Annotated in this window: 28 protein-coding genes; 13 read left to right on the top strand and 15 right to left on the bottom strand. The window is 60.4% G+C overall.

Annotation, left to right across the window (positions count from 1 at the left end):
- Positions 1 to 24 precede the first annotated feature (24 nt).
- Positions 25 to 1791 (bottom strand): SulP family inorganic anion transporter, encoded by a 1767-nt coding sequence (locus AC3IP0_RS21950; RefSeq protein WP_489325905.1) that lies wholly within the window; start codon positions 1789 to 1791, stop codon positions 25 to 27.
- Between the two features lie 118 nt (positions 1792 to 1909).
- Between AC3IP0_RS21950 and AC3IP0_RS21955 the strand changes: the two genes are divergently transcribed.
- Both AC3IP0_RS21955 and AC3IP0_RS21960 read left to right on the top strand, forming a co-directional pair.
- Positions 1910 to 2875, top strand: coding sequence for a hypothetical protein (locus AC3IP0_RS21955; RefSeq protein WP_489325907.1), 966 nt, complete (start codon positions 1910 to 1912; stop codon positions 2873 to 2875).
- A gap of 119 nt (positions 2876 to 2994) precedes the next feature.
- Positions 2995 to 3312: a helix-turn-helix domain-containing protein gene (locus AC3IP0_RS21960; RefSeq protein WP_046042301.1), complete on the top strand. Its 318-nt coding sequence runs from the start codon at positions 2995 to 2997 to the stop codon at positions 3310 to 3312.
- A gap of 47 nt (positions 3313 to 3359) precedes the next feature.
- Here the strand turns inward: AC3IP0_RS21960 and AC3IP0_RS21965 are convergent, their stop codons facing one another.
- Complete coding sequence (locus AC3IP0_RS21965; protein ID WP_489325909.1) at positions 3360 to 4418, bottom strand: MBL fold metallo-hydrolase; 1059 nt, start codon at positions 4416 to 4418, stop codon at positions 3360 to 3362.
- 215 nt (positions 4419 to 4633) lie between these two features.
- Here AC3IP0_RS21965 and AC3IP0_RS21970 point away from each other — a divergent pair, with 215 nt between their 5' ends.
- Complete coding sequence (locus AC3IP0_RS21970; protein WP_489316984.1) at positions 4634 to 5245, top strand: TetR/AcrR family transcriptional regulator; 612 nt, start codon at positions 4634 to 4636, stop codon at positions 5243 to 5245.
- A gap of 120 nt (positions 5246 to 5365) precedes the next feature.
- On the opposite strand, the gene AC3IP0_RS21975 is transcribed toward AC3IP0_RS21970, so the two are convergent.
- Entirely contained in the window at positions 5366 to 6307 is a 942-nt protein-coding gene (locus AC3IP0_RS21975) for a LysR family transcriptional regulator (protein ID WP_489325911.1), read from the bottom strand.
- 15 nt (positions 6308 to 6322) lie between these two features.
- Here AC3IP0_RS21975 and AC3IP0_RS21980 point away from each other — a divergent pair, with 15 nt between their 5' ends.
- Both AC3IP0_RS21980 and AC3IP0_RS21985 read left to right on the top strand, forming a co-directional pair.
- Positions 6323 to 7030, top strand: a complete 708-nt coding sequence (locus AC3IP0_RS21980) for a CTP synthase C-terminal region-related (seleno)protein (RefSeq protein WP_489316986.1) — start codon at positions 6323 to 6325, stop codon at positions 7028 to 7030.
- Positions 7027 to 7350 carry an antibiotic biosynthesis monooxygenase family protein gene (locus AC3IP0_RS21985; protein ID WP_489316987.1) on the top strand — a complete coding sequence of 108 codons (324 nt, stop codon included), beginning with the start codon at positions 7027 to 7029 and terminating at the stop codon, positions 7348 to 7350. Before AC3IP0_RS21980 ends, AC3IP0_RS21985 begins: the two co-directional genes overlap by 4 nt.
- A gap of 142 nt (positions 7351 to 7492) precedes the next feature.
- Here the strand turns inward: AC3IP0_RS21985 and AC3IP0_RS21990 are convergent, their stop codons facing one another.
- Positions 7493 to 7819: a DUF2025 family protein gene (locus AC3IP0_RS21990; RefSeq protein WP_046042374.1), complete on the bottom strand. Its 327-nt coding sequence runs from the start codon at positions 7817 to 7819 to the stop codon at positions 7493 to 7495.
- Between the two features lie 211 nt (positions 7820 to 8030).
- Here AC3IP0_RS21990 and AC3IP0_RS21995 point away from each other — a divergent pair, with 211 nt between their 5' ends.
- Both AC3IP0_RS21995 and AC3IP0_RS22000 read left to right on the top strand, forming a co-directional pair.
- A complete protein-coding gene (locus AC3IP0_RS21995) occupies positions 8031 to 9155 on the top strand; it encodes a glycerophosphodiester phosphodiesterase (protein WP_489325913.1) in 1125 nt (374 codons plus the stop codon).
- Positions 9156 to 9839: a helix-turn-helix transcriptional regulator gene (locus AC3IP0_RS22000; RefSeq protein WP_489316989.1), complete on the top strand. Its 684-nt coding sequence runs from the start codon at positions 9156 to 9158 to the stop codon at positions 9837 to 9839.
- Position 9840: 1 nt separating this feature from the next.
- Here AC3IP0_RS22000 and AC3IP0_RS22005 read toward each other — a convergent pair whose 3' ends face one another.
- A complete protein-coding gene (locus tag AC3IP0_RS22005) occupies positions 9841 to 10728 on the bottom strand; it encodes a sterol desaturase family protein (protein WP_489316990.1) in 888 nt (295 codons plus the stop codon).
- A gap of 151 nt (positions 10729 to 10879) precedes the next feature.
- Here AC3IP0_RS22005 and AC3IP0_RS22010 point away from each other — a divergent pair, with 151 nt between their 5' ends.
- On the top strand, positions 10880 to 11188 hold the full coding sequence (locus tag AC3IP0_RS22010; RefSeq protein WP_477778352.1) for a PepSY domain-containing protein: 309 nt from the start codon (positions 10880 to 10882) through the stop codon (positions 11186 to 11188).
- A 198-nt stretch (positions 11189 to 11386) separates the two neighbouring features.
- On the opposite strand, the gene AC3IP0_RS22015 is transcribed toward AC3IP0_RS22010, so the two are convergent.
- Positions 11387 to 13012 (bottom strand): methyl-accepting chemotaxis protein, encoded by a 1626-nt coding sequence (locus AC3IP0_RS22015; RefSeq protein ID WP_489325915.1) that lies wholly within the window; start codon positions 13010 to 13012, stop codon positions 11387 to 11389.
- A 271-nt stretch (positions 13013 to 13283) separates the two neighbouring features.
- Here AC3IP0_RS22015 and AC3IP0_RS22020 point away from each other — a divergent pair, with 271 nt between their 5' ends.
- Positions 13284 to 14306, top strand: coding sequence for a transporter (locus tag AC3IP0_RS22020; RefSeq protein ID WP_489316992.1), 1023 nt, complete (start codon positions 13284 to 13286; stop codon positions 14304 to 14306).
- A gap of 54 nt (positions 14307 to 14360) precedes the next feature.
- On the opposite strand, the gene AC3IP0_RS22025 is transcribed toward AC3IP0_RS22020, so the two are convergent.
- A complete protein-coding gene (locus AC3IP0_RS22025; protein ID WP_489316993.1) occupies positions 14361 to 14795 on the bottom strand; it encodes a multidrug/biocide efflux PACE transporter in 435 nt (144 codons plus the stop codon).
- 90 nt (positions 14796 to 14885) lie between these two features.
- On the opposite strand from AC3IP0_RS22025, the gene AC3IP0_RS22030 reads away from it, so the two are divergent.
- Entirely contained in the window at positions 14886 to 15740 is an 855-nt protein-coding gene (locus tag AC3IP0_RS22030) for a LysR family transcriptional regulator (protein ID WP_489316994.1), read from the top strand.
- Between the two features lie 101 nt (positions 15741 to 15841).
- Here AC3IP0_RS22030 and AC3IP0_RS22035 read toward each other — a convergent pair whose 3' ends face one another.
- From AC3IP0_RS22035 to AC3IP0_RS22045, 3 genes are all read right to left on the bottom strand, one after another.
- On the bottom strand, positions 15842 to 17077 hold the full coding sequence (locus AC3IP0_RS22035; RefSeq protein ID WP_489316995.1) for an RNA polymerase sigma factor: 1236 nt from the start codon (positions 17075 to 17077) through the stop codon (positions 15842 to 15844).
- Between the two features lies 1 nt (position 17078).
- Entirely contained in the window at positions 17079 to 17423 is a 345-nt protein-coding gene (locus tag AC3IP0_RS22040) for a YciI family protein (RefSeq protein ID WP_057713581.1), read from the bottom strand.
- 78 nt (positions 17424 to 17501) lie between these two features.
- Positions 17502 to 17927, bottom strand: a complete 426-nt coding sequence (locus AC3IP0_RS22045) for a YybH family protein (protein ID WP_046042283.1) — start codon at positions 17925 to 17927, stop codon at positions 17502 to 17504.
- Positions 17928 to 18068: 141 nt separating this feature from the next.
- Between AC3IP0_RS22045 and AC3IP0_RS22050 the strand changes: the two genes are divergently transcribed.
- Positions 18069 to 18554, top strand: coding sequence for a GNAT family N-acetyltransferase (locus AC3IP0_RS22050; RefSeq protein ID WP_489316996.1), 486 nt, complete (start codon positions 18069 to 18071; stop codon positions 18552 to 18554).
- A 151-nt stretch (positions 18555 to 18705) separates the two neighbouring features.
- Here the strand turns inward: AC3IP0_RS22050 and AC3IP0_RS22055 are convergent, their stop codons facing one another.
- The 3 genes from AC3IP0_RS22055 to AC3IP0_RS22065 form a co-directional block, all read right to left on the bottom strand.
- Positions 18706 to 19194 carry a GNAT family N-acetyltransferase gene (locus tag AC3IP0_RS22055; protein ID WP_489316997.1) on the bottom strand — a complete coding sequence of 163 codons (489 nt, stop codon included), beginning with the start codon at positions 19192 to 19194 and terminating at the stop codon, positions 18706 to 18708.
- Between the two features lie 98 nt (positions 19195 to 19292).
- On the bottom strand, positions 19293 to 19778 hold the full coding sequence (locus AC3IP0_RS22060; protein ID WP_489316998.1) for a GyrI-like domain-containing protein: 486 nt from the start codon (positions 19776 to 19778) through the stop codon (positions 19293 to 19295).
- Positions 19779 to 19845: 67 nt separating this feature from the next.
- Positions 19846 to 20508, bottom strand: a complete 663-nt coding sequence (locus AC3IP0_RS22065) for a LysE family translocator (RefSeq protein ID WP_150726656.1) — start codon at positions 20506 to 20508, stop codon at positions 19846 to 19848.
- A 139-nt stretch (positions 20509 to 20647) separates the two neighbouring features.
- Here AC3IP0_RS22065 and alaC point away from each other — a divergent pair, with 139 nt between their 5' ends.
- A complete protein-coding gene (gene alaC / locus AC3IP0_RS22070) occupies positions 20648 to 21856 on the top strand; it encodes an alanine transaminase (protein WP_056725916.1) in 1209 nt (402 codons plus the stop codon).
- Between the two features lie 158 nt (positions 21857 to 22014).
- Here the strand turns inward: alaC and AC3IP0_RS22075 are convergent, their stop codons facing one another.
- Both AC3IP0_RS22075 and AC3IP0_RS22080 read right to left on the bottom strand, forming a co-directional pair.
- A complete protein-coding gene (locus AC3IP0_RS22075; RefSeq protein ID WP_489325918.1) occupies positions 22015 to 23367 on the bottom strand; it encodes a GntP family permease in 1353 nt (450 codons plus the stop codon).
- A gap of 81 nt (positions 23368 to 23448) precedes the next feature.
- Positions 23449 to 23982 (bottom strand): gluconokinase, encoded by a 534-nt coding sequence (locus tag AC3IP0_RS22080; RefSeq protein ID WP_489325920.1) that lies wholly within the window; start codon positions 23980 to 23982, stop codon positions 23449 to 23451.
- A gap of 215 nt (positions 23983 to 24197) precedes the next feature.
- Between AC3IP0_RS22080 and gntR the strand changes: the two genes are divergently transcribed.
- Complete coding sequence (gene gntR / locus AC3IP0_RS22085) at positions 24198 to 25229, top strand: HTH-type transcriptional regulator GntR (RefSeq protein ID WP_057713572.1); 1032 nt, start codon at positions 24198 to 24200, stop codon at positions 25227 to 25229.
- Positions 25230 to 25306 lie beyond the last annotated feature (77 nt).

Raw genomic sequence — 25306 nt, forward strand, 5'->3', positions numbered from 1 at the left:
GGGCTTGTCCAATGACGGGAGCACCTATCCTTTCACCCAATCCACCGAATACTTCGCAACATAGCTATCCACAGCCGTCCCAATCGTAGGAAAAAACGCCGTCTCCCCCAACCGCGCAAACAACCCGAACCGCTTCAGCTTGTCCTTCACCGGGTCCTTCATCTCGGCAATACACAACTCGATACCCGCGGCGTGCAAAGTGTCGTCCAGTTCGGCCAGCATGTCGGCGGAGGTGATATCGACGCTGGTGACCGGTTCTGCGGCGACCACCAGCCAGCGCACGGGCGTGGGCGATGCCGCCACGGCGTCCAGCACTCGGTCGCTGAACAGTTCGGCGTTGGCGAAAAACAAGGGTGCATCCCAGCGAAACAGGACCAGGCCGGGTATCAGCCGCGCGTCGGGGTAGCGTTTGATGTCGTGGTAGCCCTTGACCCCATCGGCGCGCCCCAATACCGCGGAGTAAGGGCGCCAGCCATCCCAAAGGAACTCAATGACGGCAATCACGATGGCCAGGCCGATGCCCTCGATCGCGCCGAACACGGTCACGCCGACGGTACAGACGATCGACAGCCAGCATTCCCAGCGCTGGATGCGATAGATCCGGCGCAGGTCGGCGATCTCGATCAGGCCAATGGCCGAGGCGATCACGACTGCCGCCAGCGCGCTGGACGGTAAATGTTGCAGCAGGTCCGGTGCCACCATCAGCAGCAACGCAACTGCCAGTGCGCCGACGACGCCGGTCAGTTGGGTTTTGGCGCCGGCGGCCTCGGCCACGGGCGTACGTGACGAGCTGCTGCTTATCGGGAAGCCTTGGAAAAAACCGGCCGCCAGGTTGGCAATGCCGAGGCCCACCATTTCCTGGTTCGGGTTGACGTAGGTTCGGGTCCGCGCCGCATAGACACGGGAGAGCACGCTGGTGTCGGCGAACGAGACGAGTGCGACAGCGCACCCGCCGATCACCACAGGGACGATATCGGCGCTGGTGATCCAGGGGATGGCGAAACCGGGCAAGCCTTGGGGGAGCGAACCGAGGACCGACACACCGGAGCGTGTCGCAAGGTCGAGCACACCCACGGCGACTGTCGCGCCTACCACGGCGATCAGGATGCCCGGCAGTCGCGGCCATCTTTTGAGTAGCAGGATCACCGCCAGGGTGAGCCCGCCCACCGTGAAGGTGGTCCAGTTGACCTTTCCCTCCATCACCGCCGAGGCGATGGCCCCTATGTTTCTCAATGGACCCTCGGACTCAATCGAAAAACCGAACAGTTTGGGCAATTGGCTGATCAATACGGTCAGTGCGATGCCGTTCATGTAGCCGTAGCGGATCGGTTTGGACAGCAGTTCGGTGATGAAACCCAGGCGCGCGATACCGGCCAGGATACACACCGCTCCCGAGACGATCGCCATCATCCCCGCCAGGGCGACGGCACGCTGCGGGTCGCCGCCGGAGAGTGGAATGATCACGGCAAGGATGACCGCCACCAGGGAGGAGTCCGGCCCCATCACCAGAATTCGGCTGGGGCCGAACAAGGCATAGAACAGCAGCGGAACGATGGTCGCGTAGAGGCCATAGATGCCCGGCACGCCCGAAGCCACCGCATAGGCGATACCGACGGGCACCAGCATCGTGGTCAGCACCAGGCCGGCCACGATGTCGTAACGCAACCACGCCGGTTGGTATTCGCGCAGCATGCCCAGCCCCGGTAACCAGCGGCGCCAACCGGTCTGTTCATCGCGACGGGCTATCCGGCCCGGCTCCGGGAGAGGGGGCGAAGCATCTGAATGGCTCATGAACCGCCCTCTTTGATGGACTGAGCAGACTCGGCGATATCGAAGTGATCTGAGTGTAGCTATTGCTTCGAATGCGCCATCACTGGAAGCTGTTCATCTAAAGGACTTGGAACCCGACATGAAATTCGACCTCGCCTACTGCCTCAGCCTCAACGACAAGTTGTCGATCTACGACGTGCGCGATCTGAATTTCGACGAGACGATGGATTTCGACTCCGCCAGGGAACACTTCCAGTGCCCCAACGATGCCTGTCGCCTGGCTTTCGATGCGGCCAATGAGCTGGGCACGTTCAACGCCAATAATGTGAATTACGTGCGCACGCCGCACTTCAAGAACCTGCCGAGTACGCGGCATGTCGAGGGCTGCCCTTATGTCAGCTTGAAGACGCCGGCGTCGGGTGTGGATGAGGCGGAAACGGATGACAGTCGCGAGGAAAATTTCCCGTCGGAATTGTTACTGACTCGGCGTGAATATGTGCGTAAGCCGTCCAGTCCGGTGGTGATTGCCGATGTGGTTCGGGATGAGCCATTGGCGCCTAAGGCGGCTAGTAATGTCGAGCAACCGAGCAGGGAATCGGCCCCGGACAAGACCAGCGTCTTCGCCCATCCGGTGGAGTGTTTCGTGTCGAACTTCGACGACAAGGATTTGCTCAAGCGCGTGCCGCTGAAGATTGGCGAGCACACCGCGCCTTACGGGTCGTTTTTCAAGAAGATCGAGTATCTGCAAGACAACAAGGGGCTGATTTACTGGGGTAAGGTCAAGGAGATCAAGGACTACACCCAGAGCTTTCGCATCGATTTCGAGAAGAAGGTCTGGTTCGAGAAAAAGCCTTACTCGGTCAATGTCTACCTGAGCAAAAAGCTGATCGACAGCTACCGCAAGCGCAAGGCGTTCCTGGAGGAGATCAAGCACGCCATCGAGAGCGGGCGGGAGTTGTACTGCTTCTTTTATGGCGTGACGCCCGAGTTGAAGCAGGTGCCGAGCAAGAAAAACCCCGAGCAGACGTTCGGGGTGTTCAGCGCCAACATTGAAAACCTGGATCACTTTATTGTGCGCGAAGCGCCGGGGTTGGCGGGCAAATAAGCGCAGTGCCGTTCGTCTGTCTGAAAAGAAAAATCAAAAAATGCATTTGATCCGGGCTCAAAACAACTGTACAAAAACACAGTATATTTTGACCAACACTCTCGAGCCCGGAGAACACCATGGCCTCTCAAGCGATGAAAATCACCCTGGAACGTATCGCCCTCTTCCAATTCACCCCGGCCCACTGCGCCCAGGCCCGAGCGATGCTGGGCTGGAGCGTGCAAGAGCTGTCGCGGGAATCCCGGGTCTCGGTGGATGCCATTCAACGCTTCGAGGCACGCCAGGAGGTGCTGGATGTCACGCGCCTGGCGTTGGCCTATCGGTTCGAATCGGAGGGGCTGGTGTTCTTCCCGGGGTTTGCGCCGGGTCGAGGGATGAATGTGAAAGGGTCGACGCCGAATCCGGTTGGGCGGGCGGATTTTGCGATGGTGGAGTGAGGGATATATGAGGGCCACTTCATGGCAAGTGGCCCTGCCTCAGCAGCTTACGCGTTCTGCACCACCACCCGATCACTCTCCCCTTCCACCGCCAGCCACCACGCCCCACCGCGCTGCGGATGCATCAAGTTGAACGCTTCTCCCATCTGCGGTGTGGTGATCGATACGTTGCGTTCCCAGGCCAGGGCCAGGATGCGGTCGAAGGGTTCGTACCAGGCGTGCATCGACAGGTCGAAGGTGCCGTTGTGGATCGGCAGTAGCCAGCGGCCCTTGAGGTCGAGGTGGGCTTGCAGGGTTTGTTCGGGTTGCATGTGCACGTGCGGCCAGTCGACGTTGTAGGCACCGGTTTCCATCAGGGTCAGGTCGAATGGACCGTACTGTTCGCCGATGCGTTTGAAGCCGTCGAAGTAGCCGCTGTCGCCGCTGAAGAAAATGCGTGTGTCGCCGTCGACCATCACCCACGAGGCCCAGAGGGTGCTGTTGCTGTCGAACAGGCCACGGCCGGAAAAGTGCTGCGACGGGGTGGCGATGAACTGGATGCCATCGACTTCCGTGCCTTGCCACCAATCCAGTTGGCGGACTTTGCTGGCGTCGATACCCCACTTGATCAGGGTGTCGCCTACGCCCAACGGGGTAAGGAAGTGTTTGGTCTTGTCCGCGAGCTTGAGCACGGCCGCATGATCCAGGTGGTCATAGTGGTCGTGGGACAGGATCACCGCTTCAATCGGTGGCAATTGTTCCAGGCTGATCGGTGGCTGGTGGAAACGCTTGGGGCCGGCCCATTGCACCGGCGAGGCACGTTCGGCGAAGACCGGGTCGGTGATCCAGAATTTGTCGCGCAGCTTGAGCAACACCGTGGAGTGCCCCAGGCGATAGACGCTGTGGTTCGGCGCGGCAATCAGAGCGGCTTGAGTCAGGGCTTGCACCGGGACGGGCGCGCTCGGGCGGGTGTTTTGCGGCTTGTGGAACAGCACGTTCCACAGGACGCCCATGGTTTTGCCAAAGCTTAAACGCTGAACCGGCGTGAAGTTTTGATACTGCCCTTGAGCCTGTCGGGACGCTTCAGGTGTGGAGGCGTTGTCCGCCGGGGAGTTTGAATTGGCCATGACTGAATGACTCCAGAAAAACCGCGCATCACGCGACTTTCCGCTTTGGGACGATAAATGGCCAAGGCACGCACGCATCAGCCGGACTTTCTATTTTTGCTGGGCAGGGTTAACAAAACATTACACTGCACAGTGTAGTTTCTAGGTTGCATCAAAGTCGATGACAAGTAAACTACCGAGTGTAATTTCCCCTCTCTTCCTGCCGAAGCGTACTTATGACAGCTCCACAGCGCCTCACCGACCGAAAACGCCAAGCGATCATTCAAGCCGCGATCAACGAATTCCGTGACAACGGTTTCGAGATCACCAGCATGGACAAAATTGCTGCCACTGCCGGTGTGTCGAAGCGCACGGTGTACAACCACTTTCCCAGCAAGGAAGAGTTGTTCGCCGAGATCCTCAATCAATTATGGATCCGGGTAACGGAAGAACAGGAAACGGCCTACCGTCCCGACCTGCCGCTGCGCGAGCAATTGCGCGGATTGCTGATGGCCAAGCTGCAAATGTTGGGCGATGACAATTTTCTCGACCTGGCGCGGGTGGCGATAGCGGCGACGATTCATTCCCCGGAGCGGGCGCAGGATATGGTGGCGCGAATGGGCGAACGCGAAGAGGGGCTGACGGTATGGATTCGTGCCGCTCAGGCCGATGGTCGATTGAAAGCCACTGCCCCTGATTTTGCTGCGCAACAGGTGCAGGGGCTGCTCAAGTCGTTTGCCTTCTGGCCGCAGATTTCCATGGGTAAGCCAGGCTTGTCACCTGAAGAACAACACCAGGTGGCCGAGTCCGCGCTGGACATGTTTCTGGCCTGCTATCAGTTGCAATAAATGACAAGGTCGACGGCGGTGTCGAAGGATTGATGGCTCTGATTTGAATGGCGTGATGTGTTTCAGAATGAAACTGGCGCTGAAGCTATAGTGAGTTTCAGCCAAGAACCTGAAACGGTTTCACGGCAGTTTCAGCGCCCGCCCCAACTCATCGAACAAGGTGACCACCGAGCGCAAGGCGCGGCAGTCGGGACGGGTCAGCAGCCACAGCGCGGTGTCGTATCCGTGCAGCGGTTCGCTCAGCGGCTGTAATCCGTCGCCGATCAAGAAGTCCGGCAACGCCGCTACACCCAGCCCCGCCCTGACCAGTTCGGTGACCGACAGCATGCTGTTGCAGCGATAGCCCGGCGTTACGCCCGGCAAGGCTTGGCGACGCCAGGTAACGGTCGGGTGATCAGGCAGGAAGTCATCCGGGGCGATCCAGGTCAATGCGGCCAGGTCAGTGCTATTGACCGATTGCAGGTATCGCTCGCTGGCACACACGCGGTAGGCAATGTCCGCCAGCCGCCGTCCCACCAGATGCTCCGGTGGCGTGCGGGTCAGGCGCAGGGCGATATCGGCATCCCGACGGCTGAGGTTGGCAAAATCATTGGACGTGCTGAGCTCAAGCGTTAGCGCCGGATAGTTCGGCATGAACTGCGCCAGCGCCGGCAATAGCAAGCCTTGCAGGACCGAATCGGTACAGGTCAGCCGCACGATGCCGCTGATCACTTCACCGCCCTGCTCCACACCAATGCGCGCCGCCTCCAGTGCCTGCTCAGCGCGTTCGGCCTGTTCCGCCAGGGACTGCGCCAGGGTGGTGGGCAGGTAACCGGCGCGGCTTTTTTCGAACAGTTGCTGACCCAGTGCCGCCTCCAGCCGGCGCACCGCTCGAAACACCGTCGAGACATCCACCTTCAGCAGTTGCGCGGCCCGGGCCAGAGAGCCGCCGCGCACCAGCGCGAGGATCAGGGCCAGGTCCGGGTAGTCCAGTCGATAGTGCGTAGCTGCATTGATCACTTGGATAAACGCCAATATTGAGTGCGTGTACGCCAATCTATAGTGGGCACCAGCAATCAACAAGTGCAGAGGCCCCACATGGAAACCCGCCCGATTCGCATCGCCCTGATCGGCGACTACGACCCACAAGTCACCGCCCACCAGGCCATTCCTGTCGCCCTCGAAAAGGCCGTTGAACACAGTGGCTTGAACGTGCAATGGCAATGGCTGGCCACCGATGAAATCCACGCCGAGACACCGTTGCACACATTCGACGGGTTCTGGTGTGTGCCGGCCACCCCTTACCGGAGCATGGACGGTGCGTTGCTGGCGATTCGCTTTGCCCGCGAACAACGGCGACCTTTCCTCGGCACCTGCGGTGGTTTTCAACACGCGGTACTGGAATATGCGCGCAACGTACTGGGCTGGTCGGATGCCGAACACGGTGAAACAAATCCCGATGCAGCACGTGCGCTGCTGACGCCGCTGTCATGCGCGCTGGTGGAAGCAGTCGATACGATTGATTTGCTTGAGGGTTCGATGATCGCCGAGGCGTACGAAAGCACCGAGATTCGTGAAGGCTATCGCTGTCGTTATGGTGTGAACCCGCAATTCGAGGGGGAGTTGCTCAAGAGCGAGCTTCACGCGGTCGGCCACGATTCGGAACACGGACTGCGGGCGATCGAACTCAGCGCTCATCCGTTTTTTGTCGCGACCTTGTTCCAGCCCGAGCGGGCCGCGCTCAAGGGCGTCTTGCCGCCGTTGGTTGGCGCCTTTGTCGAAGCCTGTGCGGGGCGCTCGTCATGATCGCCGATACGCCAGCCGCGCCTTATTACGCGGTGATCTTCACCTCGCTGCGCACCGAGGGTGACTTGGGTTACGCCGAAGCGGCCGCACGGATGCTGGAACTGGCCCGTGAACAGCCGGGGTTTCTCGGTGTGGAATCGGCTCGGGGCGAGGATGGGCTTGGGATTACGGTGTCGTACTGGGCCAGTGAAGCGGCGATTCTGGCGTGGAAGCATCATCCTGAGCATGCGGCCATTCGCGAGCGTGGGCGCTCGACCTGGTATGCGCGATGTCATACGCGGGTGTGCCGGGTTGAGCGGGCTTATGGGTTCAGCCTGTAATTGATGCGGTGTTCTTGAGGCCGCCTTCGCGGGCAAGCCCGCTCCCACAGGTTTTTGTGTCGGGAACATATCTTGCGTACACCCACATACCCTGTGGGAGCGGGCTTGCCCGCGAAGAGGCCAGAACAGTCAGTACAAAAACTCAGCCCCGAACCAAACTGCGAACCGCCGAAATCTCCGGCACTTCCCGCCGGTTCATGTACACCCGCAACGGCTCGGTGATGTTGATCCGGTCATCGATGTTCTGGTCCAGCAGCAACTGAATCAATTCGCGCTTGAGCATCATGGTCTGCTCGGGCCCCGCGGCCCAGACGAATTCGCTGGTCGGGATGATGCCGTCGTCCGCCACGTCCATGCCAAACGAGTCTTCGCTGAAGCGAACGATGTAGTGCCCGGTCTTGCGGTTGAGGCCGACGAAGCCTTTGAGTTGGTCGGCAGCCTGACAGATGAGCTGGGAAGTGATGCGCATGGTAAACCCCGCAATGGTGATCATTGGTTTGCACGCAGGGCCTGCGTTTCCCTCTGCCGGGGAAATTGCAGGGCCCCAGCGTACTGCAAACGGGCGCACAAAAACGCTGACGAAAATCAGCTTTCGACAGGTTTATGTCGGTCTGGCGATAGCGCCTGCAAAGATGAATTGTTAAAAGGGACCGCTCACTTATTGCGAAAGGATCTCGACCATGCCCGCAACCTTTACCAAAAGCGCCCTGTTACTGAGCCTGTTGCTCGCCCTCGGCCACGCACAGGCCGCCAGCGAACCCGGCCCCTCAGCACTGGCGACCCGTTTGGGCATTCCGCATCCAGCGGTGATCGCCCACCGTGGCGCGTCGTTCGATGCGCCGGAATCCACCGCCGCCGCCTACAAGACTGCCCGCGATCTGGGCGCCGACTACCTGGAACTGGATCTGCAGCGCAGCAAGGATGGCGTGCTGTTTGCCCTGCACGACAACAATCTGCAACGCACCACCGACGTCGCCAGCAAATTCCCCGAGCGCAAGGACAGCCTGGCCAATGCTTTCACCATGGCCGAACTGAAAACCCTGGACGCGGGCAGCTGGTTCAACGCCGCGTACCCCGATCGCGCGCGTCCCGCCTTCGCGGGCCTGAAGATTCTGACCCTTGATGAAATCATCGACATCGCCGAGGGCAACAGCCTGCACAAGCCCGGCCTGTACATCGAGACCAAGGAGCCCAAGCAGTTCCCCGGCATCGAACACGACCTCAAGGAAAAACTTCAGGACCGGGGCTGGCTGAGCCCGACCGCTTCGAAACTGGCAAAAAGCGAGCTGGGAGTCGGCCAGGGCAAAGGCAAGGTGGTCCTGCAGACCTTCGAGAAGAGCAGCCTCGAACTGCTGCAAAAAGAGATGCCGAAGGTGCCGAAGATCCTGCTGTTGTGGGTCGGTGAAGGCAGTATCGAGCCCAAGTCCAAGGTGACATTTGCCGAGTCCGGCGAAAAGGATAAAGCCGCTTACTACGCCAAACAGCAACCGAAGGACAAGGCCGAATTCCAGCAATGGGTCGACTACGCCAAGGCCCAAGGCGCCATCGGCACCGGCCCGTCCGCCGCACTGACCCAGGGTGGCGACCAGAGTTACTCGGATCTGGTACAACCCTGGATGAACCAGTACACCCACGACCAGGGCCTGCTGGTGCACGTCTACACCATCGACGATGCGGTGGACTACCAGAAAGTCATGGACGCCGGAGTCGACGGCATCTTCACCAATCGCGCCAGCGAGTTGTTGAAGTTCTATAAACGCCCGGCGGCGAGTGTCGATCAGGTGTTGAAGAACAACGGTTTTTAAATGACCCAAGGTAACGAGTGGACTGGCCAACTGTGGCTCGGACGTGACTATGCCCTGATCCACAGTCGGTCGGGGCGCACCGCGCCCCACTCTCACTACGCCCATCAATTGATCTTCGCACCCGACAAACCGGTGACCGTTGAGCTCGACGGCACGCCTGTCACCGCCACTCGCCTGCTGATTCCTTCACACGTTCGGCATGCCATTATCGAAGCGCCGGATCCGCTGTTCACGCTATATGCCGAGCCGCTGGTCTTTGATGCGCCGACACTCAGCCAGGCAATGTCGGACGCCGAGCAGTCTCTGCAAGGTCTCGATCAGGCGGTGCGCAACTGTTCGCGACGCGCACCGACCGACCCACGGATCGAACGCGCCATCGCTGCCATCGATATATCCCTGGCAAACAAAGTGGCCGCGCGCGCGGTAGCCGACACCGCTCATCTATCCATGAGCCAGCTACAGCGACTGTTCGTCAGCCAGGTCGGCTTGCCGGTGCGCAGGCTGGTGCTGTGGCGCCGCCTGCGTCTGGCGATGGAATTGATCCTCGCGGGCGAAGCCGTGACGCTGTCGGCCCATGCGGCCGGGTTTGCCGACTCGGCGCACTTTTCCCGCAGCCTGAAAAAACTCTTTGGCGTGACCGCCCGCCAAGCCTTGCGGCATCTCGACCTGCATCTGCTGGACTGACTCAGCGACGCAACGCTGGCGGTACGAGCGGCTCTTCTGCCAGCGCTATCGACTCAAACGGGTCGAGCAACTGCGCCACATAATCCACAGGAAAATCCGGACGACTGCCGATCCCGAGATCGCCTTGGCGAACCTGATAGTCCTGCGTGTAAAACCCGGTCCCCAGCAGCCAGTCCCACAGGTTGAAGAACAAGGCGAAATTGACGTCGCCAGCTTTGCCGTACTTGATGTGGTGAAAGCGGTGCATCGGTGCCCAGGCAAAGATCCAGCGCCAGGGACCGGGGCGCATGTCGACATTCGAATGCTGCAGCAAAAGCTGGATCGCCATGGCGAACGCCAACAGCGCTGCAATATCTTGAGGGATGCCAAGCACCAGCAGCGGCAACAGCCCCGCCGAGGCTTCCAGCATTTGATGCAGCGGATGTTTCATCAAGCCGTTGAAGCCATACAGGCGTTGCACACTGTGATGGACCGCGTGCAATCGCCACAGCCAGGGCAGTCGATGACTGGCGTAGTGCATCAGGCTGACCCCGGCGTCTGCCACGAAAATCGCCAGCCCCAGTTGCAGCCATAACGGCCAGCCCCGTGGCCACGCACCATCAATCGCCAGCAACGCCACCAGAGCCGGCAATGCCAAAAGCCCGAGGGCGCCCAAGGTTTCGTTGATGAGTGCGTGGAGGATGTCCCGCCGACGATCGCCGGCGCTGCGGTTCCAGCAAGCCTCATAGGGCAGTGCCCATTCAGCCAGGAACGACACCAGCAAGGCTGCAATAAACAGCAGCATCAACCACAGCGTCGACAGGCCACCGACACCGATCAGCCACACCCCTGCCCCGATGAATCCGCCCCAGAATACCGGTGCGTACAACCCCGCAATGATAGTTTTCATCGCCACCTCCATTGATTGAAGGCAAAGCATGCGAGTTGATCCGGGCACAGAATTGAACAAACGAAGCAATCGAACGCTCAGTTTTAAGGGTGAATTAAGTTGATACGACTAACCTGATCCCACTTGAACAACTATCCCAAGGAAAGAACTCATGAAGACTTTGACTGCCCTCTTCACCGCTGCCGCCCTGACGCTCACCGCTGGTTTGGCCCAGGCCAAAGACGTTCCCGTCGACCAGATCCCTCAGCTGGTGAAGGAGGGCAAGATCAAGCCTATGGAAGAGTTGAACCAGATCGTGTTGAAGCTGCACCCGGGGGCCACCATTACCGACAGCGACCTGGACAAACACTCTGCCATCTACGAGTACGAAGTCGAACTGCGTGACGCCAGCAACGTTGAATGGGACGTGGATTTGAACGCCACCACCGGCGAAGTCCTGAAGAACAAAAAAGACGTCTGATGCACACAACAAAGAGCCGCACGGTTTTCGGATCGTGCGGCTTTTCTGCGTCTGGATGATTGATCAGGCCGACGTGCTGACCATGGCGTTTTTTTTCCAATGTGGATTCAGGTTCAACCCGTCATCGACACCCTATATCTGCACTTGAGACCGACTGTGTACCGACTCGATAAGGAACCCGGTACACAGTCCCTTTCATCAAGCGCTCAGGCGCGCCGTCACCTCATTCAACCGCCCCGACAAACCGTGCAGGTTGGTGCTGGCCGCTTCAGTGCGCTGCACGTTGTCCAGGTTAGTGCTGGCGATGCTGGTGATCTCGGTGAGGTTGCGCGAGATGTCTTCGGCCACCGAGGTCTGCTCTTCGGCGGCAGTGGCGATCTGGCGGTTCATGTCGCGGATGGCTTCCACGGCCAGGGTGATGCGTTCGAGCATGGCGCCGGCCTCCGTCACTTGCTGCACGCTTTGTTCGCTGCGCGACTGACCGCTTTCAATCGCCTGGGCCGCTTCGATTGCACCGGTCTGCACGGTCTGGATGATCTGGTTGATCTCGATGATCGACGCCGCCGTGCGCTGGGCCAGGCTGCGCACTTCATCGGCCACCACCGCGAATCCGCGTCCAGCCTCACCGGCACGGGCCGCTTCGATGGCTGCGTTGAGTGCCAGCAGGTTAGTCTGTTCGGCGATCCCGCGAATCACTTCCAGGACCTTGCCGATACGCCCGCTGTCGGTTTCCAGTTGGCGGATGACCGTGGCGGTGTTGGCGATTTCGCCGCGCATCTGGGTGATGGTGTGGATGGTGCCCTGCATGACTTTTTCGCCCTGCTGGGCGGACTGGTCGGCATCGTCGGCGGCCCGCGCCGCTTCGGCGGCATGACGGGCGACTTCCTGTGCCGTAGCGGACATTTCGTTCATCGCCGTGGCCACCTGATCGGTGCGGTTGAACTGCTCATTGGTACCGCCGGCCATCACGGTGGCGATCGAATTCAACTCACCGCTGGCGCTGTCCAGGTCCGACGCGCTGCGCTGCAAACGGCTGAAGGTTTCAGCGAGGAAATCGCGCAGGGTGTTGGCGGCCATCGCCAGTTTGCCCAGCTCGTCCTGACGGGTACTGGCCACTCGCTCGGCAATACGCCCTTGGCTGAGCTGCGCCACGTATTCGATCAATTTGCGGATCGGCTCGACCAGGTTGCGGTTGACCAGCCACAGGCTCAGCAGGCCGATCAGCACCCCCGAAACCAGCATCACGACCAGCCCCAGCAACACCGTGCGATCGGCACTGGCGCTGATCAGTGTCGATTGCTCGGCGCCCTGCTTGCGCAATTCGCTGACCAGCTCACTCATCTGATCACTGGCCGCGCGGTCCACGCCCTTGACCGCCGCGTCGCCCGCCGCAGGGTCACCACCGGCAGCCACGAACGCATCCCGGCCCTTCTGATAGGCCGCGCCCAACTGGCGATGTTCGTCACGCAAGCGCTCGATGCGGCTCTTGAGTTGCGGCTCGATACCCTTCTGCGCGGCCAGTTCGCCGAGGATGTTTTGCACATCGCGCTGACGGTCCTCGAATTGCCCCCAGTACTTGCTCAGGTCGGCCGATTGCTTGCCGCGCAGCAGGACGTTTTTCCACTCCTGCACCTGCACCTTGAATTGCAGGTTGGCTTCATCGATCAATTGCGAGGTATGCAGCGGGCCTTCGATCAGATTGGCGTAGTTCTGCACGCCGCTGGACAGGAAGTGAAAGCACGCCAGGGCGATCAACAGCATCGCCAGCAGGCTGCCGCTCAGCAGGGCGAGAATTTGTGCTCTCAGGGACTTTTGCAAAAGCATCGCAGGGTACTCATGACAGGAATGAGGCACGCCCGTTAAGGCGTGAAAAGTGTCCGGACATCCCTGTCTGCGGTCCCGGCCTAGGCCTGCGGCGCGCAACTCAACCCAAGCGTGATCGGCTAGCCAGAGCGTTTCTTGAGAACATCCCGACCGCCGGTAGAGCAATCGTTTGCGTTATTTTCCCGTCACAAAAACGTCATCCCGCCTTGCGATGATGCCGCTCAAGTGAACCTGCGAAACCTGCGACAGGCGTCTCCCCTTGCGAGCCCTCATGAACCACAGCATCGATCACAGTCATCGCGATACGGATCTGTTCGGCCTGCTTTACGGTTTCAGTTTTCGCCCCGGTGAGGCCGGCCGGGAAATCAATTCCGCCGAGGCCTTGCAGTACCTGCAACAACCGGAAAGCGATGAGCAATTTCTCTGGCTGCACCTGAACCTCGCCCACGCCGCGTGCGAGCGCTGGATGAAAAGCCATCTGGAATTGCCCGAGGAATTTTTCGAAGCGCTGCACGAAGGCTCGCGCTCGACGCGAATCGAGCATGTCGACTCCGCGTTGCTGGCGGTGGTCAACGATGTGGTGTTCAACCTCAGCAACATGGTCTCGTCGGATGTCTCGACCCTGTGGGTGTGCGCCCGCAGCCAATTGATCATCAGCGCACGCCTGCAACCGCTGCACTCGGTGGACAAATTGCGCTCGTCGGTGAAGGCCCGGGAGTGCTTTCGCTCCCCGCTGGAGTTGCTGGTGCATTTGCTGCGCGACCAAGGTGAAGTGCTGACCCAGATCGTGCGCAAGACCAGTCAGAGCGTGGATCAGATCGAAGATGAATTGCTGTCCTCGCGGCTGTCGACCAACCGCGCCGAGCTGGGCGCCAATCGCCGGGTGCTGGTGCGATTGCAACGGCTGCTGGCGCTGGAACCGGGCTCGTTGCTGCGACTGCTCAACCGGCCACCGCAATGGCTGCAAAAGGAAGACGTGAAGGAGTTGCGCAAATCCACCGAGGAGTTCGCACTGATCATTAACGACCTCACGGCGCTGGGTGAGCGGATCAAGCTGTTGCAGGAAGAGATCGCCGCCAACATCAACGAGCAGACCAACCGCACGCTGTTCACCCTGACAGTGGTGACGGTGCTGGCGCTGCCGATCAACATCATCGCCGGTTTCTTCGGCATGAACGTTGGCGGCATTCCGCTGGCCGATGATCCGCAGGGTTTCTGGGTCCTGGTGGCACTGGTCGCGACCTTTACCGTGATCGCCGGGCGCTGGGCGTTTCGCAAGCAGCGGGATTATTAACGTCTGCTAACCCCTGTGGCGAAGGAGCAAGCGCCCTCGCCACAAAAACGCTACTTAGCAAACCTCGCGAGTCACCAGCATGCGCTCCCGAACCACGTCATACGCCCAGTGGTAGACGTAGGTGTACGGCAGGAAGAACAGCAACACGCCGATATCCAGCAGGAACGCTTGCCACAGGCTGACATTCAGCCACCAGGCGATCAGCGGTACGCCGAGGGCGACCAGACCGCCTTCGAACAACAGCGCATGCACCACGCGGACCCAGGCGTTGTGTGCGATGGCGAGGCGCTTGAGCAGCCGATCGAACAGACCGTTGAAGACCACGTTCCAGGCCAGGGCCAGGCCGGCGATGAGGATGGTGACCATGCCCATTTCCAGCATCGGTTTCTTCATGATCCAGGCCAGCAACGGGGTACAGATCAGGATGGCCAGCAGTTCGAAGCCGATGGCTTGAAAAATACGTTCAGTGATGGATTTGTTGGCGCTCATGGCCGAACTCCCTTGAGTGACTGTGGTTGCCATGATCTGTCATCACGCCGATACTTCATAACCAATAACCATCGATCAAGGCGATAGTTCATGGCCTCTCACGAAGTGTTGCTGGCGTTTGTCGAAGCCGCGACCCAAGGCTCGTTTTCCGCCGCGGCGCGCAAGTTGGGCCGCAGTCAGTCGACCATCAGCGCGGCGGTGGCCAGCCTGGAAATCGACCTGAACCTGACCCTGTTCGACCGCAGCAGCCGCAAGCCTGGGCTGACCCCGGCCGGGCACGTCATGCTGCAACGGGCCGAAGAGATCCTGGCCGCCACCAGTCGCCTGGAAATAGCCGCCAGCCAACTGTCCCAAGGGGTGGAAGCGAAGTTGACGGTGGCGCTGTCCGATACCTATCAGTCGGACCGCTTCGAAGCCGCCCTCAGTGCCTTCGAGCAGCGTTACCCGGACCTGGAACTCGAATGCCTGATCGCCGAATGCGATGACCTGATGTCCCTGGTGCAAAGCGGCCGGGCGCAGATTGCCTTCGCCGAAATGCAGGACAGTTACCCGCCGGACCTGGTCAGCTCGACGGTGGACGAGCGCACGGAAATCGCCTTGTTCGTGTCCCCGACACACCCGTTGGCGACGCTGGACCACGTCGACCGGGACGTACTGCAGCAACACCGCGAGCTGCGTCTGGCCACCATCATCAATCCCTATGAAAGTCGGGCGAAGGGCCGCGTCTGGTCGGCGCCGAGTTATCTGATGCTGCTGGAAATGGCCCAGGGCGGATTCGGCTGGGCGCCGTTGCCCCGTTGGCTGGTCGAGCGGTTCGGGCCCGACACGTTGCGGGAACTGGTAGTGCGCGGCTGGCCGAAAACGGTGTCGGTGGATGCGTTGTGGTCGCGCTTGAATCCGCCGGGGCCGGCGGGGAGCTGGTTGCTGGGCAAGATGCTGGAGTGAAGGTCCTTCGGCCCTTATCGCGAGCAAGCTCGCACAGTTTCGAGTACGCCATCAATCCCTGTGGGAGCGAGCTTGCTCGCGATGAGGCCAGACCGGCCGCATCACTCCAACGCCCTGAGCCGCTCTTCAATAAACCGCCGCTCCGGCTCTTGCCGGGTCAACGCCAGCGCCCGTTCCCACGCCACACGCGCCTCTTGTTTGCGGCCCAGTTGCCGACAGAACTCCGCCCGCGCCGAATACGCCAGGTGGTAGTCGAGCAGTTCTCCCCGCTCCAGAATCGCGTCGACCAACGTCAGCCCCGCCAGCGGTCCATCCCGTTGCGAAATCGCCGCCGCACGATTCAACTCGATCACCGGCGACGGCACCGCCCGCAGCAGGACGTCATACAGACCGACAATCTGCGGCCAATCGGTTTCCCCCGCCGTCGGGGCTTCGGCGTGCACCGCCGCGATCGCCGCTTGCAGGCAATAGGGTCCGAATCGTCCCATGGTCAGCGCCCGCTCGACCAGCGTGCAGCCTTCGCTGATCAACCCGGCGTCCCACAGCGAACGGTCCTGTTCGTCCAGCACAATCAGCTCGCCGCTCGCCGAGGTCCTGGCCGGGCGGCGCGACTCGTGCAGCAGCATCAGCGCCAGCAAGCCCATCACCTCTGGCTCCGGCAGCAGCTCCACCAGCAACCGGCCGAGACGGATCGCTTCGCGGGTCAAATCCTCGCGGATCAATTCTGTCCCGATGGACGCCGAGTAGCCCTCGTTGAACACCAGGTAAATCACCCGCAATACGCTGTCCAGGCGCTCGGGCAACTCAGCGCGTGTCGGCACTTGATAAGGGATTTTCGCATCGCGGATTTTCGCCTTGGCACGTACGATGCGCTGGGCGATGGTGGCCGGGGCCGAGAGAAAGGCCCGGGCGATTTCTTCCGTGGTCAGGTCGCAGACTTCCCGCAATGTCAGCGGCACTTGCGCGTCCGCCGCCAGGGCCGGGTGGCAGCAAGTGAAGATCAGCCGCAGGCGATCGTCTTCCACGTCTTCATCACTCCAGTCGGCCTGTTCCAGCGCCTCCAGTTGCGCGATCAACAAGGGCTGCGACGCGGCAAAACGTGCGCGCCGGCGCAAGGCATCGATGGCCTTGAAGCGCCCGGTGGACACCAGCCAGGCCCGCGGATTGTCCGGCACGCCGTCACGCTGCCAGCGTTCGACCGCGATGAAAAACGCCTCGTGCAAGGCCTCTTCGGCGAGGTCGAAATCCCCCAGCAAGCGAATCAGGGTCGCAAGAATGCGCCGCGACTCTTCGCGATAGACCCGCTCGACCTGCGCCTGAACCGGCAGCCCTGGCATCTTAAGGATTCAACTGCCGAACGGGGCGCACTTCGACACTGCCGACCCGGGCCGCCGGAATGTTCCCGGCGACCTGGATGGCTTCGTTGAGGTCCTTGGCATCGATCAGATAAAAGCCGGCCAACTGCTCCTTGGTTTCAGCGAATGGCCCGTCGGTGATCGACATCTTGCCGTTGCGCATGCGCACCGTGGTGGCGGTCTGTACCGACTCCAGTGCTTCGGCGGCGACCATTCGGCCGCTGCCCTGGATCGACTCGGCATAGGCCATGCACTCTTCGTCCTTCGGGCTTTCCGGCAGCGAATGCAGCAACCGCTCATCGCTGTAGACCAGGCATAAATACTTCATGAACGTCTCCTGATTCGAACGGATCAACTATGGCCGTGGATTGACCATTTGGCGCGGCATCCCGACAAAAAACATCGATCAGGGTTTCAGATCGAACAGGACGGTGCCGCTCATCATGTCGAACGGCGCCGACCAGTGCTCATGGACGATCTGCCACAACCCGTCTTCCTGGCGATAGCACGCACTGCCGCGCATCCAGCAGGCCTGGGTTTCGCCCTTGTCGTTGGTGCCGCCGCAATGGGCCAGCCAATGGGCGAAGGCGATCTCTTGGGACGCCTCGATTCGGATGTCCTGGAATTCGAAAATGTGCGGGCCGGGGCACATTTTCATGCAATCTTCCCAATGCGCGCGGTACGCCTCCTTGCCCTTGAATTGCAGGGCCTTGACCGCGTCGAAGGAGACGATGTCGTCGGCATATAGGGTCATGATTTTATCTACGTCCTTGGCCATCATGGCCTGACGATAGGTTTCGATCAGGTTCTGGATCTGGGTTTGCGCATTCATGGTGGTTCTCCGTGGTTTTTATTGGAAGACACCCTTAGTCGTCTGGCGATCCGGTGAATCGACAGAAGAAATAAAAATAATCCATAACGCCAGACTCGCTAGAATCCGAGACTCATTTTCAGTTGGAAAAAGGACACTCCAGTGACAGCCCGACTCGTGCCTTATGAAAGCCTGAACACGCTACAGCGCCAACAGGTCGAGGCCATCGAAGTGCATCCGGAGCAAATCAAGTTCTCGGGTGACATCCACGGCGCATTGCACACTTTGTTGTCCAGGCCCGGCCCCGGCGTCAAGGGGTTCGCCCTGCTGGTCGAAGATGTGCCTGTCGCTTTCCTGCTGCTCAAGCGCCCGCCGGTGTTGCCGGCCTGGGCCGATGAGCACAGCGCCACGCTGCATGCCCTGCAAGTCGACCAACGCGCCCAGGGCAAGGGTTACGGCAAGGCCTGCCTGCAGGCGCTGCCCGAGGCGGCGTGCCTGGCCTGGCCGGAAATCAGGGGGCTGGAGTTGTCGGTGGATGCCGACAACGAAGCCGCCATCGCCCTGTACGCCAGGTTTGGCTTTGTCGACAGCGGCGAGGCGTACAAGGGCCGGATCGGGTATGAGCGGCGGATGGGGTTGGTGTTCTGACTGCTCAATAGTCGCTACAGATATTGCTGACACAACTGCGCCCCTGTGGGAGCGGGCTTGCTCGCGAAAGCGGTGTATCAGTCAATAGAGATGTCGAATGTACCGGCCTCTTCGCGAGCAAGCCCGCTCCCACAGGGGATCTCCAACAGTCTTACAGCTCCAAAATCATCTCATGCCACGCCATGCCGCCATGGTCGGACGCCGAAGGCTTGATATAGGCAAAGCCGAATCCGGCATACAACGGAATATGCCGCTCCTTGCACATCAGGTTGATAGTGACCTTGCCCATTGCACGCATGCGCTCGATGAACTCGCCCATCAGGCGCTTGGCCAGGCCTTGCCTCTGATAATCCGGGTGCACCACCACCGACATGATCACCACGTGCGGTCCGGCCGGGTCGTGGCCGATCAGTTCCTTGAACGCCTCGTCCGACATTTCCACCTGGAACGCCGCACCGGAATTGATGAATCCGGCTACAACCCCGTCCATTTGCGCGACGATAAAACCCTCAGGCCAAGTGGCGATGCGAGTGGCGATCTTCTCGCGGGTCGCGGCTTCGTCACCTTCATAGGCAAGGGTTTCGATGGCAAAGCAGCGGTCCAGATCGGCGGGGGTGACGTTGCGGATGACGGTGTTCATGGCAGCTCGGAATCAGCGTGGGAAAGGCTGGGGATGATAAATCAGCCGCGATGGGACATCGAGAGACGAATCGGCTGATCCGCCTCCCGACACACCTCTCACGCTTTGATCGGAATCCAGATCTCCAGCTTGCCGGTGTTGAGCTTCGGGTTGAAGTCTTCGCTGTAGCGTTCCAGCTCCGGCGCATCCAACACCTCATGCCCCGACTGCGGCTGCCAGGTGCCGAAAATGTACTGAAACAGTTGCGGCAAAGTATCCAGCGGACCCTTGTGCTCGAACACCGCGTACAGCTGAGGCTGAACCTCTACCCAACGGTAGGTTTCCGGCAAGTCGTCGAGCTTGCTGATCTCGACGCCAGCGATGTAATCGAAGCCGCCCTTGCCGTCGAAATTGCAGCAGACACCATAGGTGACTTCGCCTTTTTGGCCCGGAATGTTCCCAATGTGGGGCTCGAGTTTTTCCCAGAGCTTGGGAATGCCTTGGGTGGTTTGCTGGGTAAATTGTCCGCCCAGCCCTGCAATCAGCAGGAAGTGCCCGTGTTCGAAGCGCGGTTGCGTCAGTTCGACGCGTGCTAACTCATCCATGACTCGACTCCTGACGCATAAAAATGGGTTCGGCTGGAAGTATAGAAGCCAAACTCGATTCGCCCAATTACAGTGCGTGCAATTGCTCGACGGCAGCGACGCCAACGAACTCGTTGTAACCCGATAGGATCACGTAGACCGCGAAATAGCAGAAGATCGCCGCCGATGCCATATAGGAATAACGCAGCAGCTTGTCGCCCAGCAACTTGCCGCCATGGCTCGCGGCGAAGCACAGGCCTGCCGACCAGAGCAGCCCGGCACAGAGGAAACCGCCGAGAAACAGTGCCGAACTGAGCGGGCCACCGCCACCGGAACGGGCGATCAGGGTGCCGCCCACCGCGGCGAACCACAGAATGGCGCTAGGCGAAGACATGGCGAGAAAGATCCCGCGCAAGAATTCCTTGCGGTGGGAGTTGTTCCCGACCTCCGCCGTCTCGGCCAGCAGCGCCTCGTGGTGAATCGCCGAATAGATCATCTTCGCCGCGAAGTACACCAGCAGCGCCGAGCCACCGATCCACAACACCCAGCGCACGCTTTCGTATTGCAGCAACACGGTCATGCCGGCCAGTGCCAGTACCGCGTAGATCAGGTCGCCGACACAGGTCCCCAGCCCCAGGGCAAAGCCCTGGAAATAGCCGCGCTGCATGGCCAGGGTGATCATCGCGATGTTGGCCACGCCGATATCCAGGCACAGCGAGAGGCTCAGCAAGAAGCCGCTGGTAAATTCCATTGAACCCTTTCCCTCGGACAAATTTGTTTACATTGAGGCTGGACAGTCTGCCACAGCTACCCTTACATTCCGCCACAGGTCACCGCAGTGACCAGCGTCGCTCGGACGGTTCCGGGCGCTTACGTTATCCGAGGCAACAATGGCCGAACAAGGTTCGCCGCGCCGCTTTGCGCGCATAGATCGACTCCCCCCTTACGTTTTCAACATCACCGCCGAGCTGAAGATGGCCGCCCGTCGTCGTGGCGAAGACATCATCGACTTGAGCATGGGCAACCCCGACGGCGCCACGCCGCCGCACATCGTCGAAAAACTTGTGCAGGTCGCTCAGCGCGAAGACACCCACGGTTACTCCACCTCCAAGGGCATTCCGCGCCTGCGCCGGGCGATTTCCAACTGGTACAAGGACCGCTACGAGGTCGACATCGACCCGGAAAGCGAAGCCATCGTCACCATCGGTTCCAAGGAAGGCCTGGCGCACCTGATGCTGGCCACTCTCGACCAGGGCGACACCGTGCTGGTGCCGAACCCGAGCTACCCGATTCACATCTACGGCGCGGTGATTGCCGGCGCCCAGGTGCGGTCGGTGCCGCTGGTGCCGGGCGTGGATTTCTTCGCTGAACTGGAGCGGGCGATTCGCGGTTCGATCCCCAAGCCGAAGATGATGATCCTCGGTTTCCCGTCCAACCCCACCGCCCAGTGCGTGGAGCTGGATTTCTTCGAGCGCGTCATTGCCCTCGCCAAGCAGTACGACGTGCTGGTGGTGCACGACCTGGCCTACGCCGACATCGTCTACGACGGCTGGAAAGCCCCGTCGATCATGCAGGTGCCCGGTGCCAAGGACATTGCGGTGGAGTTTTTCACCCTGTCCAAGAGCTACAACATGGCCGGCTGGCGCATTGGCTTCATGGTCGGCAACCCGGAACTGGTCAACGCCCTGGCGCGGATCAAGAGCTACCACGACTACGGCACCTTCACCCCGCTGCAGGTAGCGGCCATCGCTGCGCTTGAAGGCGACCAGCAATGCGTGCGCGACATCGCCGAGCAGTATCGGCAGCGGCGCAACGTGCTGGTCAAGGGCCTGCATGAACTGGGCTGGATGGTGGAAAACCCGAAAGCCTCGATGTACGTCTGGGCGAAGATTCCCGAGGCCTATGCGCACCTGGGCTCGCTGGAGTTCGCCAAGAAGCTGCTGGCCGAAGCCAAGGTGTGTGTCTCGCCGGGCGTCGGGTTTGGTGAATACGGCGATGATCACGTGCGTTTTGCCCTGATCGAAAACCAGGACCGGATTCGTCAGGCCGTGCGCGGGATTCGCGGGATGTTCCGGGCGGATGGGTTGGTGACTAAGTAACACGATTGCCTGTAGGAGCTGTCGAGTGAAACGAGGCTGCGATCTTTTGTTTTTTTAGAGACAAGATCAAAAGATCGCAGCCTTCGGCAGCTCCTACATCGGTTGTTCACCCACAAAAAAACCGCATCGCTGCGGTTTTTTTGTGCCTGCCGAATCGCTTAGACAAACAGCGACAACAACAGAATAAAGCCCAGGCCAACCACGGAGAGGATGGTTTCCATCGCGGTCCAGGTCTTGAAGGTTTCGGCCACGGTCATGTTGAAGTACTGCTTGACCAACCAGAAACCGGCGTCGTTGACGTGGGACAGGATCAGGGAGCCAGCACCGGTGGCCAGCACCAGCAGTTCACGGTTCACACCCGGAATCATCCCCACTACCGGCACCACAATGCCCGCGCCAGTAATGGTCGCCACGGTCGCCGAACCGGTCGCGATACGGATCACCGCCGCCACCAGCCAGGCCAGCAAAATCGGCGAGATCTGTGCAGCCACCGCCATGTTGCCGATCACGTTACCCACACCGCTGGTCACCAGCATCTGCTTGAAGCCGCCACCGGCACCGATGATCAGGATGATCGCAGCGGTCGGCGCAAGGCTCGCGTCCAGCCACTTGAGCATCTGTTGCGACCCGATGCCCTGCTTGTAGCCGAAGGTGTACAGCGACAGCAGCAACGCCAGCAGCAGCGCCGAGATCGGGTGACCGATCAAGTCCATGAAGGTGCGGAAGAAGTTGCCGTCCGGCAGCGCCACATCGGCAAAGGTCTTGAGCAGCATCAGGAACACTGGCGACAGCACAGTGATCAGGGTGATGCCGAAGCTAGGCAGATCGCCTGCATCCTCATCGCGCACCAGTTGATCCACCAGTTCCTGATTCGGATGACCAGGAATGTGCTTGGCAATGAACGTACCGAAGATCGGGCCGGCAATAATGGCCGTTGGCAGCGCAACGATCAGACCGTAAAGAATGGTTTTACCGATGTCGGCACCGAACACGCCGATCGCCAGCAACGGGCCCGGGTGCGGCGGAACCAGGCCGTGCACGGCGGACAGACCGGCCAGCAGCGGGATCCCGATCTTGATGATCGACACGTCGGTACGACGGGCGACAATGAACACCAGCGGAATCAGCAGCACGAAGCCGATTTCGAAGAACAGCGGGATACCGACCAGGAAGGCTGCGAACATCATGGCCCACTGCACCTTGTCCTTGCCGAACGCGCGAATCAGGGTCTGGGCGATCTGGTCCGCCCCGCCCGACTCGGCCATCATTTTGCCGAGCATGGTGCCCAGCGCCAGGATGATCCCGACGAAACCGAGCACCCCACCAAAGCCGTCCTGGAACGCTTTGATGATGGTGCCGATCGGCATGCCGGAGGTCAGCCCGAGAAAAGCTGCGGCGATGATCAGGGCGATGAAGGGGTGAAACTTGAACTTGGTGATCAGGACGATAAGTCCGATCACCGTGACCACTGCATCGAGCAGCAGGAACGTCTCGTGGGACATGCCAAACATTAGGGGTGTCTCCTGGTTGTTGTTGTTATTAAAGCGGGTTGATCAGAAATTGTGAGGACAGCGCTGTCTTTGCCAACACAGTCATACCGCCTGTTTCAGGCCGTGCGCCTGCCACCAGACATGAGCCTGCGCCGCCAGTTGCTCGACGCTATGGGTCGAAGCATCCAACGCCAGGGTCAACGGCTCGCCGACGGGCGATTCGAGGGTGGCGAACTGGCTGTCGATCAGGGTCGACGGCATGAAGTGGCCTGGCCGATGGGAGACACGGTCGGCGGCGACTTCGGGGGTCAACTCAAGGAACACGAAGCCCAGGCCCGGCAAGGCACTGCGCAGACGTTCGCGATAGACGTGCTTGAGCGCCGAACAGGTCAGCACCGGGCGCTGGCCCATGGCGTCGACACGGCGCAGTTCATCGCACAGGCTGTCGAGCCAGCCGGCACGGTCTTCATCGTTCAGGGGAATACCCGCGCTCATCTTTTCGATATTGGCGGCAGGGTGAAAAGAGTCGCCTTCAATGGCAGTGGCGCCGCTCAAATGGCACAGGGCCTCGCTGACGCACGTCTTGCCGCAACCGGCAACGCCCATGATGACCAGGGCGGTGATGGGATGATTCATGTAACACCTCAGCGCGCAGACAGCGCTACCTTTGCCAGTTATGACACTAGATCAAAAGCAGAAGTTGCCGACGCCTTTCTTGTCATTTTATGGGTTGCAGCAGGTTAGGTCCCGACACCAAAAAGCAAGGATCAGGCGAACCCTCGCTAACGCATTTGCAGCTGCATCGAGACAGCGCTACCTTAGTGCCTTGAATTTTGTTTGGCAAGCCGTCGATGAACACAACCAAGAACGATAAAAATACCCGCACCACTGGCCGCCCTACCCTGAACGAAGTTGCCCGACTGGCCGGAGTCAGCCCGATCACCGCCTCCCGCGCCTTGCGTGGCGTCAGCACCGTGGCCACCGAACTGGTGGAAAAGGTGCAGAAAGCGGCGCTGGAACTCAACTATGTGGTCAACCCTGCCGCCCGCGCCCTGGCCTCGGCCCAGAGCCAATCGGTGGTGGTGTTGGTGCCTTCACTATCCAATTTGCTGTTCATCGATACCCTGGAAGCCATTCATCGGGTTTTGCGCCCCAAGGGCTTCGAAGTGCTGATCGGCAACTTCCATTATTCGCGCGATGAAGAAGAAAACCTGCTGCGCAACTACATGGCCTATCAGCCGCGCGGCTTGTTACTGACCGGTTTCGATCGCACCGAAAGTTCGCGGCGGATGATCGAAGCCAGCAACATTCCCTGCGTGTACATGATGGAACTGGACAGCGCCGCCGGGCTCAATTGCGTCGGTTTCTCGCAACTGGCGGCCGGTGAAACGGCTGCCGAACACTTGCTGTCCCGCGGCCGCAAGCGCCTGGCCTACATCGGCGCGCAGCTGGACCAGCGCACCTTGCTGCGCGGCGAAGGCTTCCGCAAAGCCCTGCAAAAGGCCGGTCGGTATGACCCGGACCTGGAAGTACTGACGCCCCGCTCCTCCTCCGTCGGCCTCGGCGGCGAGCTGTTCCTGCAACTGCTGGCCAGTCATCCGGATGTCGACGCGATCTTCTTCGGCAACGACGACCTGGCCCAGGGCGCCTTGCTCGAAGCCATGCGCAATGGGATCAAGATCCCCGAGCAAGTGGCGATCCTCGGCTTCAACGACTTGCCCATGTCCGAACACATGGTCCCGCGCCTGAGCAGCATCAACACCCCACGCGAAGCCATCGGCCGCCGCGCAGCGGAGCAGATGCTGACGCTGATGGCCGGCAACACCGTGGCCAAGCCGGTGCAGGACATGGGGTTTGAGTTGAAGGTGCGCGAAAGCACGTAGGCGCGACACAAACCACTGTGGCGAGGGGGCTTGTCGGAACGCCGAACCGCCCCGTTCGGCTGCGGAGCAGTCGTAAT

This window comes from Pseudomonas sp. GL_103 (assembly GCF_057835175.1).

Bases quoted from the DNA above. Each gene is read 5' to 3' on its own strand.
- AC3IP0_RS22045 (WP_046042283.1), bottom strand. From the start codon at position 17,927: ATGAATGCGCAAACCCAGATCCAGAACCTGATCGAAACCTATCGTCAG.
- AC3IP0_RS21970 (WP_489316984.1), top strand. From the start codon at position 4,634: ATGACAGCTCCACAGCGCCTCACCGACCGAAAACGCCAAGCGATCATT.
- AC3IP0_RS21990 (WP_046042374.1), bottom strand. From the start codon at position 7,819: ATGCGCATCACTTCCCAGCTCATCTGTCAGGCTGCCGACCAACTCAAA.
- AC3IP0_RS21960 (WP_046042301.1), top strand. From the start codon at position 2,995: ATGGCCTCTCAAGCGATGAAAATCACCCTGGAACGTATCGCCCTCTTC.
- AC3IP0_RS22010 (WP_477778352.1), top strand. From the start codon at position 10,880: ATGAAGACTTTGACTGCCCTCTTCACCGCTGCCGCCCTGACGCTCACC.
- AC3IP0_RS21995 (WP_489325913.1), top strand. From the start codon at position 8,031: ATGCCCGCAACCTTTACCAAAAGCGCCCTGTTACTGAGCCTGTTGCTC.
- AC3IP0_RS22055 (WP_489316997.1), bottom strand. From the start codon at position 19,194: ATGAACACCGTCATCCGCAACGTCACCCCCGCCGATCTGGACCGCTGC.
- AC3IP0_RS21980 (WP_489316986.1), top strand. From the start codon at position 6,323: ATGGAAACCCGCCCGATTCGCATCGCCCTGATCGGCGACTACGACCCA.
- AC3IP0_RS22080 (WP_489325920.1), bottom strand. From the start codon at position 23,982: ATGAATCATCCCATCACCGCCCTGGTCATCATGGGCGTTGCCGGTTGC.
- AC3IP0_RS22020 (WP_489316992.1), top strand. From the start codon at position 13,284: ATGAACCACAGCATCGATCACAGTCATCGCGATACGGATCTGTTCGGC.
- AC3IP0_RS21985 (WP_489316987.1), top strand. From the start codon at position 7,027: ATGATCGCCGATACGCCAGCCGCGCCTTATTACGCGGTGATCTTCACC.
- AC3IP0_RS22025 (WP_489316993.1), bottom strand. From the start codon at position 14,795: ATGAGCGCCAACAAATCCATCACTGAACGTATTTTTCAAGCCATCGGC.
- AC3IP0_RS22075 (WP_489325918.1), bottom strand. From the start codon at position 23,367: ATGTTTGGCATGTCCCACGAGACGTTCCTGCTGCTCGATGCAGTGGTC.
- AC3IP0_RS22060 (WP_489316998.1), bottom strand. From the start codon at position 19,778: ATGGATGAGTTAGCACGCGTCGAACTGACGCAACCGCGCTTCGAACAC.
- AC3IP0_RS22065 (WP_150726656.1), bottom strand. From the start codon at position 20,508: ATGGAATTTACCAGCGGCTTCTTGCTGAGCCTCTCGCTGTGCCTGGAT.
- gntR (WP_057713572.1), top strand. From the start codon at position 24,198: ATGAACACAACCAAGAACGATAAAAATACCCGCACCACTGGCCGCCCT.
- AC3IP0_RS21955 (WP_489325907.1), top strand. From the start codon at position 1,910: ATGAAATTCGACCTCGCCTACTGCCTCAGCCTCAACGACAAGTTGTCG.
- AC3IP0_RS22000 (WP_489316989.1), top strand. From the start codon at position 9,156: ATGACCCAAGGTAACGAGTGGACTGGCCAACTGTGGCTCGGACGTGAC.
- AC3IP0_RS21950 (WP_489325905.1), bottom strand. From the start codon at position 1,791: ATGAGCCATTCAGATGCTTCGCCCCCTCTCCCGGAGCCGGGCCGGATA.
- alaC (WP_056725916.1), top strand. From the start codon at position 20,648: ATGGCCGAACAAGGTTCGCCGCGCCGCTTTGCGCGCATAGATCGACTC.
- AC3IP0_RS22005 (WP_489316990.1), bottom strand. From the start codon at position 10,728: ATGAAAACTATCATTGCGGGGTTGTACGCACCGGTATTCTGGGGCGGA.
- AC3IP0_RS21965 (WP_489325909.1), bottom strand. From the start codon at position 4,418: ATGGCCAATTCAAACTCCCCGGCGGACAACGCCTCCACACCTGAAGCG.
- AC3IP0_RS22030 (WP_489316994.1), top strand. From the start codon at position 14,886: ATGGCCTCTCACGAAGTGTTGCTGGCGTTTGTCGAAGCCGCGACCCAA.
- AC3IP0_RS22035 (WP_489316995.1), bottom strand. From the start codon at position 17,077: ATGCCAGGGCTGCCGGTTCAGGCGCAGGTCGAGCGGGTCTATCGCGAA.
- AC3IP0_RS22015 (WP_489325915.1), bottom strand. From the start codon at position 13,012: ATGCTTTTGCAAAAGTCCCTGAGAGCACAAATTCTCGCCCTGCTGAGC.
- AC3IP0_RS22040 (WP_057713581.1), bottom strand. From the start codon at position 17,423: ATGAAGTATTTATGCCTGGTCTACAGCGATGAGCGGTTGCTGCATTCG.